Here is a 15,467-nt window from a genome sequence, read left to right on the forward strand (position 1 = left end):
GTCAGCTAACCTCTTCGCTGTACCAGAACGTGTCTGGCATATAGACCCCGAGATAACAGGTCGGGTCGAAGCCGTAGAGGGCTTTTTCGGGAATGTTGCGCAGATGGGCAGAATGCATCACCGGCTGCAGCGTGGCATTGACGATGCCGATCGAGAAGACATTCTGGGTATAGATATCCAGCATTTCGTGCCAGATACGCGTCTTGTCTTCGGTCTCGACGCTCCTCTTCCACTCCTTCACGAGATTGACCAGCTGGGTCGCTTCCGGCAATTCCGGGGGCTTGCCGTTCTGTTCGATCGACAGGTAATACATGCCCCAGACCGGCCATTGCATCTGGTCGTCGCGCGTAGGGGCCAGCTCGCCGGGGTTCATTTCCTCAGTCGGCACGCCGTTTTCGATGCCCGACCACATGGACATCATGATTTCGCCGCCCATGGTGCGGCTGCGGAAGACGTCGCGCTGCGAGGTCTTGATGAACAGCGAGAAGCCGATCTTCGCCCAATGGTCCTTGACGAGTTCCAGGACGTCGGTCTCGAGCGTGCTTTCGCCGGCGGTCTCGACGACGATCCGGGCTTCGCGCCCGTCTGGCAGGAGCCGTATGCCGTCGCTGTTACGTTGCGTAAGGCCGACCTCGTCGAGCAGCCGGTTGGCCTGATCGGGATCGTGGCTGGCCCAGGCGGCGGCATATTCCGGCTTGAACAGCGGGCTATCGGGCAGAATGGTATCGGCGCTCTCGGTGGCGAGGCCATAGAAGCTCACCATGTTGATCTCGTGCCGGTCGATCGCCAGCGACAGGGCGCGGCGGACGCGCACGTCCCAGAACAGATCGCGCCAGACCGTGTCGCCGCAATTGAGGTTCGGCAGAAGGGCAAGCTTGGAACCTTGCGTTCTTTTCCAGAGATTGACCTTCACCGGATAGCGTTTCTCGGCATCCTTGAAGAAGGCGTAATCGGCAAAATCGACACCGGTGGTCTGCAGATCGGTTTCGCCCGCACCGGTCTTGGCCGCGATGATTTCCGACGAGCTGATATTGAGCAGCCAGCGGTCGATATAGGGCAGCTGCAGACCGTTTTCGTCGACCCGGTGGAAGAAGGGATTGCGCTCGAACACGAATTGTTCGGCCGGAGGGGTGGTGCGCGCAACCCACGGATCCAGCGACGGCAGGTCGGGGTTTTCGGGCCGGTACTGGCGCGACATCTTGATGTGCAGATCGGCCCATTTCTTGACCCGGTACTGTTTCATCAGGGCCGAGAGACGGAAAACGTCCTGATATTTCTCGTGGAAGTGCCGCATATAGGCGGATGGCAGAAGGATGACGACGGGGCTTGCGGCGGCAAGGCCGGGCAGGAAATCCGGATTGGGTGCCTTCCAGGTATAGCGCACGGTCAGGTCGTCGATGACCTCGAAAACCGGTCCTTCGCCATTGGCCAGAAGCTCGCGCTGGATGCCGCCCTTGCGCAGGTCCTTGTTGAGGATGACGTCTTCCCAGGTATAGCGGAAATCCTCTGATGTCAGGTAGCTGCCGTTCGACCAACGGTGGCCGTCACGGATCTTGAAGGTGAAGATCCGGCCTTCCTGCACGTCGAAGCTTTCCAGGATATCGGCCTGGAATTCGAGGTCCTCGGTGTAGCCGACCAGACGGGCGTAGCCGTTGATCGTCATCATCCGGATGTCTTTCTGGCTGCCGATCAGCATGCGCACGGTGCCGCCATATTGGCCCGGCTGCCGGCCCATGGCGGCAAGATTGATCCGCCTCGGGTTCTTCGGAAGTCGGTCCCGCAGGTTGGGCAGGGATTGGGCCCGCAGATTGGGCCGCAGAAAGGGCGGTTCCGGAACGGCCCGGGCGACGCCTGGTATCAGAACGCTGGCAAGCAGGCCAAGGGTGGTGCGCCGTGTGATCATGGTACGAGCTCCCCGACATCGGCGGTCTTTCGCGCCAAAACAAGATGGCCGTTGCCAAGGTCCGCCGTCCCCAGCACGGTTGCGTCGCCATCATCGGAAAAATGCTTGCCCCAGCTGCGCTTGTCGGCAGCGCCGCTCGGGTTGAGCATCGAGAAATCGAGCGGCCGGTCGAGATCTGGAAAGGGCACGGCGGCGAGCAGCGATTTCGTGTAGGGATGAACGGGCGTTTCCATCAACGCCTCGCGCGGTGCGATCTCGACGATCCGGCCGCCGCACATGACGGCGATCCGGTCGGCCATGTAATCGACGACGGCCAGATTGTGCGAGATGAAGAGATAGGTGAGCCCCAGCTCCTTTTGCAGATCCTTGAGCAGGTTGAGGATCTGCGCCTGAACCGAGACATCGAGGGCCGAGACCGGTTCGTCGCAGATCAACAGGTCCGGCCCGAGCGCCAGTGCTCTGGCAATCCCGATACGCTGGCGCTGGCCGCCGGAAAAACTGTGCGGATAGCGGTTGAGGTGGCGTTCGTTGAGGCCGATGGCTTTCAGCAGCGCGGTCACCGTCTCGATGCGAGATTTGCCGCTGCCACGGCCATGGATTTCCAGGGGTTCGCTCAGAATATTCTGCACCGTCATGCGCGGCGACAGCGAGGAGACCGGGTCCTGGAACACCATCTGCACCTTGGTACGCAGCTCCTGCAATCCGGACCCTTGTGCATTCAACACGTCGATCGGGCCATCGCTGCTGTTGAGCATCACCGCGCCCGTGTCCGGCGTCACCGCGCGCATCAAAATCTTGCTGAGCGTGGTCTTGCCGCAGCCGCTTTCGCCAACCAGCCCAAGACATTCGCCGCGCATGATATCGAAGCTGACGCCATCGACAGCCTTGGTTGCGGGGGACGTGTCCTTGTTCAGCCAGCTCGATTTGCGGGTGGTGAAGGTCTTGCTGATATCGCGCACCGACAACAGGACTTCCGGCTTCAGCGCTGTGTCCGGTGCGATAATCTTCTTTTTTCCCAACAGGCTGCTGGTATCGACCGGAACCTCGCGCAGCGCCTTCAGGCGTTCGCCGGGCTTCATGTCGAAATGGGGAACGGCGGCCATCAGCCCCTTGAGATAGGGATGCGAGGGATTGCGGAAGATCGTTTCGACCGGGCCGGCCTCCATGATCTCGCCGTGATAGATGACCACGACCTCGTCTGCGACATTGGCGACGACGCCAAGATCATGGGTGATGAGAAGCATCGCCATGTTCAGCTTGGTCTGCAGCCCGCGCAGCAATTGCAGGATCTGCGCCTGGATGGTCACGTCGAGGGCCGTCGTCGGCTCGTCGGCAATCAGGAGCGACGGATTGCAGATCAGCGCCATGGCGATCATGGCGCGCTGGCGCATGCCGCCAGACAGTTCGAACGGGTACATGTCGAAGGCGCGCGCCGGTTTGTGAAAGCCGACGAGACCGAGCATTTCCTCGGTGCGTTCGCGCCGTTCGCGGGTGGACATGGGGGTGTGGATTTTCAGGGATTCACTGATCTGGTTGCCGATCGTGTGCAGCGGCGACAGCGATGTCATCGGCTCCTGAAAGATCTTGCCGATCCGGTTGCCACGCAGGTTGCGGATTTCCCGCCCGTCGCGCGGCATGGCCAGAAGATCGACCGGCTGCTCGTTATGGGCGGGATCGCAAAAGAGGATACGGCCGCTGCAGGACGCGGTTTTCGGCAGGATGCCCATCACCGACTGGCTGATGACGGATTTGCCCGAACCGGACTCTCCCACCAGCGCCGTCACCTTGCCCGGCAGGACGCGCAGGCTGGCATTGCGGACAGCGTCCAGTTGACCGCCGAGCATCGCGAACGAGATACTCAAATTCTCGATCCGCAGCAGGTCCGTGCCTGATTTCATGCCAGCAGGTGTCCTTGTTTCATAACGGTCCGCGCGCAAGCGGGACGCGTTTCCCGATTGAATGCCGGTGGCTCGAAAAAGAGACTATCCCACGGAAATTCCTGTGTCCATGACCTTGGGCTGGTAAAGTGCGCAGGGATATACCTGCTGTGGCGGCCAGCCGGCGGAAGCGGAAAGATCAATCATTTAAGCGGGATGGTCTATTCTTGATCCGGTGATCTCCTTCGGTGTCCGGTCTTGGCCGGAGCTGCGTCTTTTCAGAGTTCCGGCTGTGGTCGAAGGCGTCGCGGGTGCGGTCCTTGACTTCAGGACATTTTATCCTCAACTGACCTGCATCCGCAAAAGGCGCTTCAGCGCGTCACGATCAGTCGAGAACACGCATTTGACCGTCCATTCTTCCGTGAGCCAGGCTCTCCTTGCAAAGATCGCAGACCGCAGCGCCCGTGCCGGTGTGATCGGGCTCGGCTATGTCGGCTTGCCGCTGGCGATCACCGCTGCCCGCAACGGCTTTTCCGTCACAGGTTTCGATATCGATCCGCAAAAGATCGTCGCCATCGATGCCGGGCAATCCTATATCGCGGCAGTGCCGGACGCTGTTTTGAGCGCGGAGACGGCGCAGGGCCGCTTTTGCGCCACCACCGATTTCAGCCAGCTTGCAGCGTGCGATATCATCGTCATCTGTGTTCCGACGCCTTTGACGAAACATCGCGATCCGGATCTGTCGTTCATCACCCGCACCTGCGACCGCATTGCCGAAACGCTGAAGCCCGGCCAGTTGATCGTCCTGGAATCCACCACCTATCCCGGCACGACCGATGAGGTGGTCCGGCCGATCCTGGAAAAGACCGGGCTCAAATCCGCGCAGGATTTCTTCCTCGGTTTTTCGCCGGAGCGCGAGGATCCGGGCAATCTCGATTTCCACACGTCGAGCATCCCGAAGGTGGTGGCCGGTGACGGCGAGGCGGCTGCGGACCTGATGAAGGCTTTTTACGGCGCTGTCGTCCACACGGTCGTGCCGGTATCGTCACCGGCGACGGCCGAGGCGGTGAAGCTGACCGAGAATATTTTCCGCGCCGTCAATATCGCCCTCGTCAACGAACTGAAGGTCGTCTACGAGGCGATGGGGATCGATATCTGGGAAGTCATCGACGCCGCCAAGACCAAGCCGTTCGGCTATATGCCGTTCTATCCCGGCCCCGGTCTCGGCGGGCACTGCATCCCGATCGATCCGTTCTATCTCACCTGGAAATCGCGCGAATACGAATTGCCGACCCGCTTCATCGAACTTGCCGGCGAGATCAATTCGGCCATGCCGCGCCATGTGGTGGGACGGCTTGCCGAAGCCTTGGATATCCGCTCAGGCAAGGCGCTCAGCCGCTCGAAAGTGCTGGTCATCGGTCTTGCCTACAAGAAGAACGTGCCGGATATCCGCGAAAGCCCGTCGCTGAAGCTGATCGAACTGATCGAGGAGCGGGGCGGCAGCGCTGCCTATCACGATCCGCATGTCGCTGAAATTCCAAGGACGCGCGAATATATGGCACTCAAAGGCCGTACTTCCGTGCCGCTAGACGAGCAATCGGTTGGGGCTTTCGACGCGGTTTTGATCGCAACCGACCATGATGCGGTGGATTATGCAGCACTCGCCCGCTGGGCGCCGCTGATCGTCGATACGCGCAATGCCTTTGCACGGCGCGGCATCGAAAGCGGCACGATCCTGAAGGCCTGACCGGTCTTCTTTACAGCTCTTACGGCGTTGCTGACAGGGCGGGGGCGCTATGCCTCTTCATCCGGCTGGCGGCCATGGCGTAGCCGCCGGCGGCGCCATCGATGAAATGCATGTGATCGCGGCTAAGCGGGGTCGGCACGATGCAGGTCATCAGCGCGGAATCCTGGCGGTGCAGGCCAAAGCGGCAAATGCCGGCGGTTGCGGCCTGCTGCAACAGGGCCTCGATCTGGCGGAACCTGTCCTTGTCCACGTCGATGGTCATTTTCAGGCCATCGTCGAATTTGCGGAAATCGGTGTTGCTGGCGACATCCTGCCGGTATGCCTTGGGATCAAAACGCCCAAGCGTCAGCCCGAGGCGGAAAAGCCCGACGGTCAGCAGATATTGCGCCAGAATGAAAAGCCGGTGTCCGAACTGCTTGCTCTTCGGTGCCGTCCGGGTTTCCGCCGAAAGCCCTGCCATCGACAGGCCGATCTGTGGACCTTCGGCTGCCACCGGATGCCCATCCCGGTCCTCGCCGGCGACGAGAGCCACGATATCGGTAACCAGCGCCTGGAATGCGGCGAGATTTTCCGCGCCGACGGGCACGGCGATAATCGAGACGATGTCGCCATGGCGCGATTGTATCGGGTTCCAGCGGCAGGACAGGCCCGTCAGATCCGGCCGGGTGCCCGATGGCGCGGGTGGAACGGCAAACTGGCCCTCCTTCATGCGGGCCTCGGCCCAGCTGGAGCCGCCGCCGGCAAACATCGCGTAGGAGACCTCCGGATTGACCTGAAACCTTGCAACGCCAACCGAAAGGCCGGCCGCAATGACATCGGCCACGGGCACCAATGCTGCGCGCAACGTCAGCTGCAACTCCTCGCCCACCCAGGCCTGCACGGCCGAGAGCGCGTCGCGTGCCTTGTCTACGCCCGACGGCGGAACCGCAACCATCGCGCCATCGCCGCCGAAGACGAAGGGCAGGTCGTTATTGCCGAGCGCATTCAGGATGGCCGAGATGACGCTTGCGCCAGCCATGTTGACGGCCTTGTAGCGGCCTGCCTCGATCGCGCCGGTGGAATCGACGATATCGGCCGTGGCCAACGCCCAATCGGCCGGCAAAGCCCGGTAGTTTCCACTGTCGGCAACGCCTTCGAACTCGACGAAAACAGGAAGCGCACTGAAAAATGTTTCGCTGGAAAGCTTGCTCATGCGGTCAAGGCTAACATATTCGCCGGGGCAGGCGAACTGGTTTGACGCCGGGTTGAAACAAAGGACGGATGATCGCGTTGCGGTCAAAGAGTGGCGCCTGGTGCAAAATTCCAGCCGTCCCGGTCGACCCATCGCTGCTTCTCGTGGTAAGCGCAGCCAGCACGATTTGAACGAATGGATAGATATTGATGAGTCGCCTTGATGGTTTTATCTCCCGCATGCACTCGCAGCGCGCTGTTCTCAACCATATCAAGGCGGCGTCCATGGTTGCGCCGGATGGCGTGATCCTGGAAATCGGGCTTGGAAACGGGCGGACCTACGATCATATGCGCGAGCTGTTTCCTGAAAACCGGATCATCGCTTTCGACCGCGCCGTCGGTTCGCATCCGCATTCAACACCGCCGGAATCAGACCTGATCCTGGGCGATATCATGGAAACGATTGCTCAGTTTGCCGGACTGGACATCGCATTTGCGCATGCCGATATCGGCACGGCCTATCCGGAAAAGGATGCAAAGACCCTGACCTGGCTGCCGCAGTCGATCGTTGCGGCGCTGAAGAGCGGCGGGATTGCCGCCAGCGGTCTGCCTCTCGACCATCCCGAACTCGAGCCTTTGCCGCTGCCCACTGGCGCCGATCCGGGCCGCACCTATTTCTACCGCAAGCGCTAAAGGTATTACGGCAGGAGCAGAACGTCGAACTGGTCCTGCCCGATGGGCAGGGCGGTGACCTTCATGGCAGCCTGGCTGTCTTCGTAAAAGACGATGCAATCCTCGTAGAAGCCGGCGAGATAAGCGACGAAGTCGCGCGATCCTGCCGGTCCGTAGAAGACCGGGGAAAATTCCATGTAGAGCGGCACGCGCCGTTCCAGCAAAGGCTGCATCGAGCGGCTTGCGACCGGCTCATAGCCTTCGATATCCATCCAGACCAGCCCGATATCCTGCGGCGGTACGCCCGCTTCGGTCAGCATGGCGGTCACCCGTTCAACCGGAACCTTGATCTGAATATCGCGGTCGCTCTGGCGCAGTGCGCTGCTCTTGCCGTGATTGTCCCGGTGCATGAAGAAATCGAGCGTGCCTTCGCATTCGCCGGCGGCGATGTTGATCGCGGTGATCTCTTCGTTGAGGTTGTTTTGGTCGATATTGGTTCTGAGCAGCTTGAAGTTGCGCGGGTCCGGCTCCACCGTGACGATGTGGCGAAAGGCCTTGCTCAGCGCGAAATAGATGGTCTGCGTGCCGATATTGCCGCCGAGTTCGAGCAGGACCTTGTCCTTGGCCAGCAAATTCCGCTGGCGCAGAACGGAAAGCAAGCGGTCGACATTTTCGCGCTGGAAATGGCCCTTGCGGTAGATTTTCCGGCCGATGTAATCATGCGGGGAGAAGGTCATCAGGTGATCGCCGCAATCGGCGGTCATTGACAGGATTTTCGGGCTGACGGCGCTGACGAGCATGTCGCGGCCCATGCGGGTGGCGAGAAATCGCTTCGCCATTCGATTGCGCCATTTGCGCAGCCGGCGCTTCCAGGATTTCATCGCTTGCATGCCTTGCCCGTCTCCATCGTATCCTCGTCTCTTCAACACGAGATTGAGCGGGAAATGAAGTCGTTTCTGCGATCAGGCCGCGTTTAGGCCGGTTTGCCGGTGGTGCCGCGCCGCACCAGCGGGCCGTCGACCTTGATGGTCATCGGGCGCGGCTGCTTGCCGTGAATGGCCATGTCGATGAGGATTTCGGCGGCTTTCTGGCCCATCTCGTAATTGGGCAGGACGAGGGTGGAGAGGGGCGGGTGGGTGTAGCGGGCCAGTTCCTGGTCGTCATAGCCCATGACGGAGAGGTCTTGCGGAACGCGCAGGCCCTTTTCGGCAGCCGCCTCCATGACGCCGATCGCCATCAGGTCGTTGCCGCAGAGAATCGCCGACGGCGGATTGGCCATAGAGAGCAGATCAAGCCCGGCCTCGTAACCGCGCAGCGGCAGCCAGTCACCGTCGCGCACCAGCGTTTCGTCAAAAGCGATATCGGCGGTGGCGAGCGCCTGCTTGTAGCCTTTGAGGCGGTCCATTGCCGCATCCATCCAGGGTTCGCCGTTGATGAAGCCGATGCGCTTGTGGCCAAGACTGGTCAGATGCGCCGTTGCGGTGAAGCCACCAGCCACTTCGCCGGGGACGATCGCCATGTGCTGGCGCGGCTCGGAATAGCAGTTGAGCAGCACCGTCGGGATGTTCTTCAGCTGCGGCGGTACGGTGACCTTGCGGGTGAAGATCGTCGCATAGATCACACCGGCGATGGAGCGGTCGCGCAGGATCGAGCGCAGCACCGCGTCCTGCAGGTCCGGGTTGGAGCGGGTGGCGTGCGCTGATACCAAGAGCCCCTGTTCGAACGCATAGTCGCGGATGCCGTCGAGGCTGACGACGGGATGCGGGCTGGTGGAGATCTCATCGACGATGAAGGCGATCGTGTCCTTGTCCACATGCGGGGTCGTGTCCACCTCGTTGCGGGTGGTTGGTAATTGATAACCGATTTTATGAGCAGCCTCGCGGACCCGCATCTGGGTCTCGGCGGAAATGCGGGCGCCGGACATTTCATTGAGGACGAGCGAGACGCTGGATTGGGAGACACCGGCAATGCGTGCCACGTCCGTCATGGTTGGCCGGCCCGAATCCCCCTGTTTTTCGGAGGCGCCGTTGCGCCCATTTCCTCTTGCCATCGTCCCGTCTCGCTTCCATCCCGGTTTCTGCTGCGATGCAGAATTATTTTTTGTGCGCTTGCTAATAAATTAGCGCTTGACTGATAATATTATTAGCGCAAGATTTACGGATGTGAAGCGGAAAATGCTCACTGCCCGGTAGAGGAGTACCGGTAAATTTCGGAGGAGAAAATACCGATGTCCACGATTTCACGTCGCATGTTCCTGGCCGCCGCAACGGCCATGGGAGCCATCGCGCTGGCCGGCACGGCTGCCTTTGCGGAAATGCCGGCTTTGGCCAAGAAAGACACCTACAAGGTCGGCTTCGCGCAGACCGAATCCAACAATCCCTGGCGCATCGCCCAGACCGAAAGCATGAAGGCGGAAGCCCAGAAGCTCGGCTATCAGCTGGTCTATACGGATGCTGCCGGTTCGGCTGCAAAGCAGGTGGCCGACGTCAATTCGATGATCGCCCAGGGTGTCGATGTCATCTTCCTTGCGCCGCGCGAAGAAAAGCCGCTGATCCCGGCCGTCATGGCCGCCAAGAAGGCCGGCATTCCGGTCATCCTGCTCGACCGCAATGTCGATCAGTCGCTGGCCAAGGCCGGTGAAGACTATCTGACCTTCATCGGTTCCGATTTCATCGAGGAAGGCAAGCGCGTCGCCGAATGGCTGGCCAAGAATGCCAATGGCAAGTCGAAGATCATCGAGCTGGAAGGCACGACCGGTTCGTCGCCGGCCAATGACCGCAAGAAGGGTTTTGACGACGCGATCAAGGCTGCCGGCGGTTTCGAGATCGTCGCATCGCAGACCGGCGATTTTGCCCGCGACAAGGGCCGTCAGGTTGCCGAGGCACTGTTGCAGGCGCATCCGGATGCGGACGTGATCTACGCGCATAATGACGAAATGGCGATCGGCGCCATTGCGGCCATCGAAGCGGCTGGCAAGGTGCCGGGCAAGGATATCCTGGTGCTGTCGATCGATGGCGGCAAGGAAGCCGTGCAGGCCGTGGTTGACGGCAAGATCAATGCCGTCGTCGAGTGCAATCCGCGCTTCGGGCCAAAGGCTTTCGAGACGATGACGCGCTATGCCGCCGGTGATAAGATCGAGGCATGGGTCATCAACACAGACAAGTTCTACGATGCATCCAATGCATCGGCCGAATTGTCCAGCGCCTACTGATCTCCCAAGACTGTCGCTTCCGGCCGGGGTGGCATTGCCATTCCGGCCGCCTTTTCATGTCTGCTTATTGAGGATGGATGGAACATGCTGCTGTCCATGCAGGAAATTTCCAAGGCGTTTTCCGGGGTTTCTGCGCTCCGGTCAGCGTCGCTCGACATTGCCGCGGGCGAGGTCATGGCGCTGGTCGGCCAGAACGGTGCGGGAAAATCGACGCTGATCAAGATCCTGACCGGCGCCTATCAGCGCGATAGCGGAACGATCCGGTTTGAGGACGAGGACGTTGTCTTTTCAACGCCCGGTGCCAGCCAGGCCAAAGGCATCGCCACGATCTATCAGGAAATCAACCTGGCGCCGCAGCGCTCGGTCGCCGAGAACATCTACTTGTCGCGCGAGCCAAAAACGGCGCTCGGGCTGCTGGACCGGCGGGCGATGCGCGTAGGGGCAGCCGGCGTCCTCAAGACCTTCAATCTGGATATCGACGTGGACATGCCCGTCGGACATTTCAGCGCCGCAACCCGACAGATGATCGCGATTGCCCGTGCGGTGACGCAAAAGGCGCGGCTGGTGATCATGGACGAGCCGACATCGTCGCTGGACGAGCGCGAGGTCGCCATCCTGTTCGAGACGATCCGCACGCTGAAGAAGAATGGTGTTGCCGTGCTGTTCATTGGCCATAGGCTGGATGAACTCTACGAAATCTGCGACCGCGTCACCATCATGCGCGACGGCCAGACGGTGGCGCAGAGCACCATGGCCGACATGCCGAAGATGGAGCTTGTCCGCCACATGCTCGGCAAGGAACTGGCCGCCTTCCAGGCGATTGCCCGCGACCGCAGCGACGACGAGGCAAAGCCGGTGCGGCTTTCCGTCGAGAGCGCCGGGTCCGGTGTCCGCGTGCGCGATGTCAGCATAAGCGTGCGCGAAGGCGAGATTTCCGGCCTGGCCGGTCTTTTGGGCTCCGGCCGCACGGAAACCGCGCGGATCATCTTCGGGGTCGATAAATTGCAAAAGGGCTCGATCCGCATCGACGGCAAGGCGCGGACCTATTCCGAACCGGCCGACGCGATTGCCGATGGCATCGGGCTCGTCTCCGAGGACCGCAAGATTGACGGCATCATTCCGGATATGAGCATCCGTGAGAACATGACGCTGGCGCTTTTGCCAAAGCTGAAAAAGGCCGGCATTGTCGATCGCGCCCGCCAGCAGGAAATCGTCACGCGCTATATCAAGGCGCTCGGCGTCAAATGCGCCTCGCCGGACCAGCCGATCAAGGAGCTTTCCGGCGGCAACCAGCAGAAGGTGCTTTTGGCCCGCTGGCTCTGCACCGATCCGCGCATCCTGATCATTGACGAACCGACGCGCGGCATCGATATCGGCGCCAAGGCGGAAATCCTCAAGCTTTTGCGCAGCCTGGCGGACGAGGGCCTCAGCGTCCTGATGATCTCGTCGGAACTGGAGGAACTTCTGGCGGCCGCAGACCGTGTCACGGTGCTCAGCGACGGACGCTCGGTTGCCGTCCTCAAGCGCGACGAACTCAGCGAGACGGCGCTTCTTTCCGCCATGGCCCATCAGGTGAATTAACATGACGACGATCGACACATCCGCTCCGGGCGAGCGGCCCGTCCGCCCCAACATGGCGCAGTTTCTCAGCCGCTACGGCACGTTTGCGGCCTTCATTCTGCTCGTGCTGTTCAACCTGATTGTCACGCCTAATTTCCTCTCCTGGCAGACGCTCAACGTCAATCTGACCCAGGTGGCGACCATCGTCATCGTTGCCGTCGGCATGACATTGGTGATTGCAACGGGAGGCATCGATCTGTCTGTCGGGTCGCTGATGGCGATTGCCGGCACTGCGGCGCCGATGATCTTCATGGGCACGCTGCTGCCGATCGAGAATATGGGTGTTCTCGTCATTCTCTCCTTCATTCTGCCGGTACTTCTGGTCATGGCGTTTGGCTGGTTCAACGGCGTGCTGGTGACGCGGTTTTCGATCCAGCCGATCATCGCGACGCTGGTGCTGTTCATCGCCGGCCGCGGCATTGCCCAGGTCGCCACCAACGGCAATCTGCAGGTGTTCAAGAACCCGGATTTCCAGTTTATCGCCATGGGCCGCATTGCCGGTATTCCGGCGCAGGTGATCATCATGATCATCGTTGCTGTGCTGGCCCATTGCCTGATCCGTTACACCGTCATCGGCCGCCAGATTATCGCGGTGGGCGGCAATGAGAAGGCGGCGCGGCTGACCGGCATTCCGGTGCGCCGCGTCAAGACCTTCGTCTATATCGTCAGCGGTGCCCTGGCTGGTATTGCCGGGCTGATCGTCGTTGCGCGCAATTCCGCAAGCGACGCCAATCTGGTCGGGCTCGGCATGGAGCTCGACGCCATCGCAGCCGTCGCGGTCGGCGGTTCGCTTCTCACCGGCGGCCGCGCCAATATTATCGGCACGGTGCTTGGCGCCTTCGTCATCCAGCTGGTGCGCTATACGCTTCTTGCCAATGGCGTGCCCGATGCGGCGGCACTGATCGTCAAGGCCGGGCTGATCGTCATCGCCGTGTTCATCCAGCAGCGTGCCAAGGGGTAACGGATCATGCTCAAAACCTTCATGCGGCCCTTCATTGCCAAATCCTCCGGCGATTTCGCCCGTCTCGGCGTGCTGCTTGCGCTGGCCGGGCTGATCCTGTTCGGCGCGCTGCGCTACGACAATTTCATCTCGCCGTTCAATATTCTCAGCTTCCTGCGCTATAATTCCATGTTCGCGCTGATTGCCCTCGGCATGGCCTTCGTCATCATCACCGGCGGCATTGATCTTTCTGTCGGCGGCGTGGCGGCGATGGCAAGCGTGGTGGCCGCTTATCTGTCGCCCTATGGCTGGGTTCCGGGACTAGCCGGCGGCATGGCCGCCGGATTGATCGCCGGTTCGATCAATGGACTGATCATCACGCGGATGCGCATACAGCCGTTTATCGCGACGCTGGCTATGATGCTTGCAGCCTATGGAACAGCGCTGCTTCTGGCCAACAACCAGTCGGTCTCGGTGTCCTATGATACCGGCTTTACCACCATCGGTCAGGACGATTTTCTCGGCTTCCCGATCCCGGCCTGGATTGCGGCACTGGCCTATGTGCTCGGCTGGATCTTTCTGGAGCGGCATCCGGCCGGACGCCATGTTCTGGCAATCGGCGACGGCGAGGCAACGGCCAACCTGATGGGGTTGAAGGTCGAAAAGACGCTGTTTGCTGTCTACGCGCTGTCGGGGCTGCTTGCCGGTCTGGCCGGCGTCATCTTGGCTTCCCAGTTCGGGGCGGGGCAGCCGACCGAGGGCGTGGGCTGGGAGCTGTTTGCGATTGCCTCCGTCGTGGTCGGCGGCACGCTTTTGACCGGCGGCTCTGGCTCGGTCGGTGCGACGCTGGCGGGCGCGCTGCTGCTTGCGATGGTCTTCAACATCCTCAATTTCGAAAACGGCCTCGGGTGGATCTCGCTGTCGGCCTATTGGCAATCCGTCATCCGCGGCGCCTTCCTTCTGGTCGTCGTGGTGCTGCAGGCCCGGTTGATGAAGAAGACCGAGGCCTAGACCTCCTAAAATCGCCGCCGTAATTCCAAGCGCGTCCGGGTAACCGGGCGCGTTTTGCGCTTGTCCACACGCGAGCCCCTCCTGTTGCAAGCGCATATCGAATTGGTGCGCCGCCGCATCGAAGCCGCTTGACAAATTTTTCAGGTCATGAAAATTCTTTCAGCAAGAGATAAAAATATCATGCCATGAAAAATATGGCAGAGGCGAGGGCGGAGATGGTTGCGGGCGCAGGGTCCATCCGGGATGACGAGTCGAGCATGGCGACGCGTGCGGCCTGGCTGCACTATGCCGGCGGCCTGACCCAGGCCGAAGTTGCCAAGCGCCTGGGCCTGACATCCCTCAAGGCGCACCGCCTCATCACCCGGGCCAATCAGGAAGGCCTGGTGAAGGTCTATATCGATGGCGAAGTCTCCGAATGCGTCGAGCTGGAACAGAAGCTTTCCGCCCGCTACGGCCTCGACTATTGCGAAGTGGTGCCGGATTTCGATCCGGAGGAACTGCCGCTCAAGGCGCTCGGCATTTCCGGCGCGCAGTTTCTCAAGCGCGAGATTGAGAAGGACGGCTCCCTGCTGATCGGCATGGGCCATGGGCGCACACTGGCGGCCTGCGTCGAATATCTGCCGCGCACCACCAACAGGGACGTCCGCTTCGTCTCGCTGCTCGGGGGCCTGACGCGGCGGTTCTCTGCCAATCCGCATGACGTGATCCACCGGTTGGCCGAACGGACCGGCGCGGAAGCCTATGTGATGCCGGTGCCGTTTTTCGCCAACACGGTCGAAGACCGGGACGTTCTGTTCAACCAGCGCGGCGTGCGGGAAATCTTCGATCTCGCCAGCAGCGCCGATCTGCTCCTCGTCGGCATCGGCACGGTCGAGCGGGAAGCATCGCTGGTGGCAACCGGGATGATCGAAAAGGGCGAACTGGAGGAAATCAAGAAGGGCGGCGGTGCGGGCGAATTGCTCGGCCATTTCTTCGATGACAAGGGCCAGCCGATCGAGACCTCTTTGTCCAACCGCACGTTTACGCTGAGCCGCGAGGCGCTGAAAAACCGCCGCACGGTCGCCGTTGCCGGCGGCAAGGTCAAGGCTCGCGCCATTCGCGCCGTGCTGGAAAGCCGGTTTCTGAGCGGTCTGATCACCGACGAGAGAACGGCGCAGACATTGATGGAGGAGGTTGCCTGACACGGCGCCTTCCAGGCATCGGGAATAAAGGCTGAAGACCGGTCCTGGGAGTGGTCCGGTACAAGTCTTTCGCAATGCAAAGCATCCCGTCCGGCCGCTGGCTGCGGGGCCTGCGTTGCGATCAGGAGGACATAC

At 61.1% G+C, this 15,467-nt stretch carries 12 protein-coding genes; 7 read left to right on the forward strand and 5 right to left on the reverse strand.

The window, feature by feature from the left end:
* Position 1: 1 nt before the first annotated feature.
* Together ASD32_RS19090 and ASD32_RS19095 are read right to left on the reverse strand one after the other, a co-directional pair.
* Positions 2-1,903 (reverse strand): ABC transporter substrate-binding protein, encoded by a 1,902-nt coding sequence (locus ASD32_RS19090; RefSeq protein ID WP_060639638.1) that lies wholly within the window; start codon positions 1,901-1,903, stop codon positions 2-4.
* A complete protein-coding gene (locus tag ASD32_RS19095; RefSeq protein ID WP_060639639.1) occupies positions 1,900-3,801 on the reverse strand; it encodes an ABC transporter ATP-binding protein in 1,902 nt (633 codons plus the stop codon). Before ASD32_RS19095 ends, ASD32_RS19090 begins: the two co-directional genes overlap by 4 nt.
* 382 nt (positions 3,802-4,183) lie before the next feature.
* On the opposite strand from ASD32_RS19095, the gene ASD32_RS19100 reads away from it, so the two are divergent.
* On the forward strand, positions 4,184-5,527 hold the full coding sequence (locus ASD32_RS19100) for a nucleotide sugar dehydrogenase (RefSeq protein ID WP_060639640.1): 1,344 nt from the start codon (positions 4,184-4,186) through the stop codon (positions 5,525-5,527).
* Positions 5,528-5,546: 19 nt separating this feature from the next.
* On the opposite strand, the gene ASD32_RS19105 is transcribed toward ASD32_RS19100, so the two are convergent.
* Positions 5,547-6,719 carry a DUF3095 domain-containing protein gene (locus ASD32_RS19105; RefSeq protein WP_060639641.1) on the reverse strand — a complete coding sequence of 391 codons (1,173 nt, stop codon included), beginning with the start codon at positions 6,717-6,719 and terminating at the stop codon, positions 5,547-5,549.
* Between the two features lie 188 nt (positions 6,720-6,907).
* On the opposite strand from ASD32_RS19105, the gene ASD32_RS19110 reads away from it, so the two are divergent.
* Entirely contained in the window at positions 6,908-7,390 is a 483-nt protein-coding gene (locus tag ASD32_RS19110) for a class I SAM-dependent methyltransferase (protein ID WP_060639642.1), read from the forward strand.
* A 5-nt stretch (positions 7,391-7,395) separates the two neighbouring features.
* On the opposite strand, the gene ASD32_RS19115 is transcribed toward ASD32_RS19110, so the two are convergent.
* Positions 7,396-8,259, reverse strand: a complete 864-nt coding sequence (locus tag ASD32_RS19115) for an FkbM family methyltransferase (protein ID WP_060639643.1) — start codon at positions 8,257-8,259, stop codon at positions 7,396-7,398.
* A gap of 83 nt (positions 8,260-8,342) precedes the next feature.
* Positions 8,343-9,419: a LacI family DNA-binding transcriptional regulator gene (locus ASD32_RS19120; RefSeq protein WP_060639644.1), complete on the reverse strand. Its 1,077-nt coding sequence runs from the start codon at positions 9,417-9,419 to the stop codon at positions 8,343-8,345.
* A gap of 177 nt (positions 9,420-9,596) precedes the next feature.
* On the opposite strand from ASD32_RS19120, the gene ASD32_RS19125 reads away from it, so the two are divergent.
* The 5 genes from ASD32_RS19125 to ASD32_RS19145 all read left to right on the forward strand — a co-directional run bounded on the left by ASD32_RS19125 (position 9,597) and on the right by ASD32_RS19145 (position 15,332).
* Positions 9,597-10,580 (forward strand): ABC transporter substrate-binding protein, encoded by a 984-nt coding sequence (locus ASD32_RS19125; protein WP_060639645.1) that lies wholly within the window; start codon positions 9,597-9,599, stop codon positions 10,578-10,580.
* An 84-nt stretch (positions 10,581-10,664) separates the two neighbouring features.
* Positions 10,665-12,161, forward strand: a complete 1,497-nt coding sequence (locus tag ASD32_RS19130) for a sugar ABC transporter ATP-binding protein (RefSeq protein ID WP_060639646.1) — start codon at positions 10,665-10,667, stop codon at positions 12,159-12,161.
* 52 nt (positions 12,162-12,213) lie between these two features.
* Positions 12,214-13,161, forward strand: a complete 948-nt coding sequence (locus ASD32_RS19135; RefSeq protein ID WP_244490206.1) for an ABC transporter permease — start codon at positions 12,214-12,216, stop codon at positions 13,159-13,161.
* A 6-nt stretch (positions 13,162-13,167) separates the two neighbouring features.
* Entirely contained in the window at positions 13,168-14,151 is a 984-nt protein-coding gene (locus ASD32_RS19140) for an ABC transporter permease (protein ID WP_060639648.1), read from the forward strand.
* A 215-nt stretch (positions 14,152-14,366) separates the two neighbouring features.
* Positions 14,367-15,332 (forward strand): sugar-binding transcriptional regulator, encoded by a 966-nt coding sequence (locus ASD32_RS19145; RefSeq protein WP_060639758.1) that lies wholly within the window; start codon positions 14,367-14,369, stop codon positions 15,330-15,332.
* The last annotated feature ends 135 nt before the right edge of the window (positions 15,333-15,467 follow it).

The organism is Rhizobium sp. Root483D2, assembly GCF_001426685.1.
Taxonomy (GTDB): domain Bacteria; phylum Pseudomonadota; class Alphaproteobacteria; order Rhizobiales; family Rhizobiaceae; genus Pararhizobium; species Pararhizobium qamdonense.

Coding starts and splice junctions, on each gene's coding strand:
- ASD32_RS19090 (WP_060639638.1), bottom strand. CDS start 1,903: ATGATCACACGGCGCACCACCCTTGGCCTGCTTGCCAGCGTTCTGATA.
- ASD32_RS19095 (WP_060639639.1), bottom strand. CDS start 3,801: ATGAAATCAGGCACGGACCTGCTGCGGATCGAGAATTTGAGTATCTCG.
- ASD32_RS19105 (WP_060639641.1), bottom strand. CDS start 6,719: ATGAGCAAGCTTTCCAGCGAAACATTTTTCAGTGCGCTTCCTGTTTTC.
- ASD32_RS19110 (WP_060639642.1), top strand. CDS start 6,908: ATGAGTCGCCTTGATGGTTTTATCTCCCGCATGCACTCGCAGCGCGCT.
- ASD32_RS19115 (WP_060639643.1), bottom strand. CDS start 8,259: ATGCAAGCGATGAAATCCTGGAAGCGCCGGCTGCGCAAATGGCGCAAT.
- ASD32_RS19120 (WP_060639644.1), bottom strand. CDS start 9,419: ATGGCAAGAGGAAATGGGCGCAACGGCGCCTCCGAAAAACAGGGGGAT.
- ASD32_RS19125 (WP_060639645.1), top strand. CDS start 9,597: ATGTCCACGATTTCACGTCGCATGTTCCTGGCCGCCGCAACGGCCATG.
- ASD32_RS19130 (WP_060639646.1), top strand. CDS start 10,665: ATGCTGCTGTCCATGCAGGAAATTTCCAAGGCGTTTTCCGGGGTTTCT.
- ASD32_RS19135 (WP_244490206.1), top strand. CDS start 12,214: ATGGCGCAGTTTCTCAGCCGCTACGGCACGTTTGCGGCCTTCATTCTG.
- ASD32_RS19140 (WP_060639648.1), top strand. CDS start 13,168: ATGCTCAAAACCTTCATGCGGCCCTTCATTGCCAAATCCTCCGGCGAT.
- ASD32_RS19145 (WP_060639758.1), top strand. CDS start 14,367: ATGGTTGCGGGCGCAGGGTCCATCCGGGATGACGAGTCGAGCATGGCG.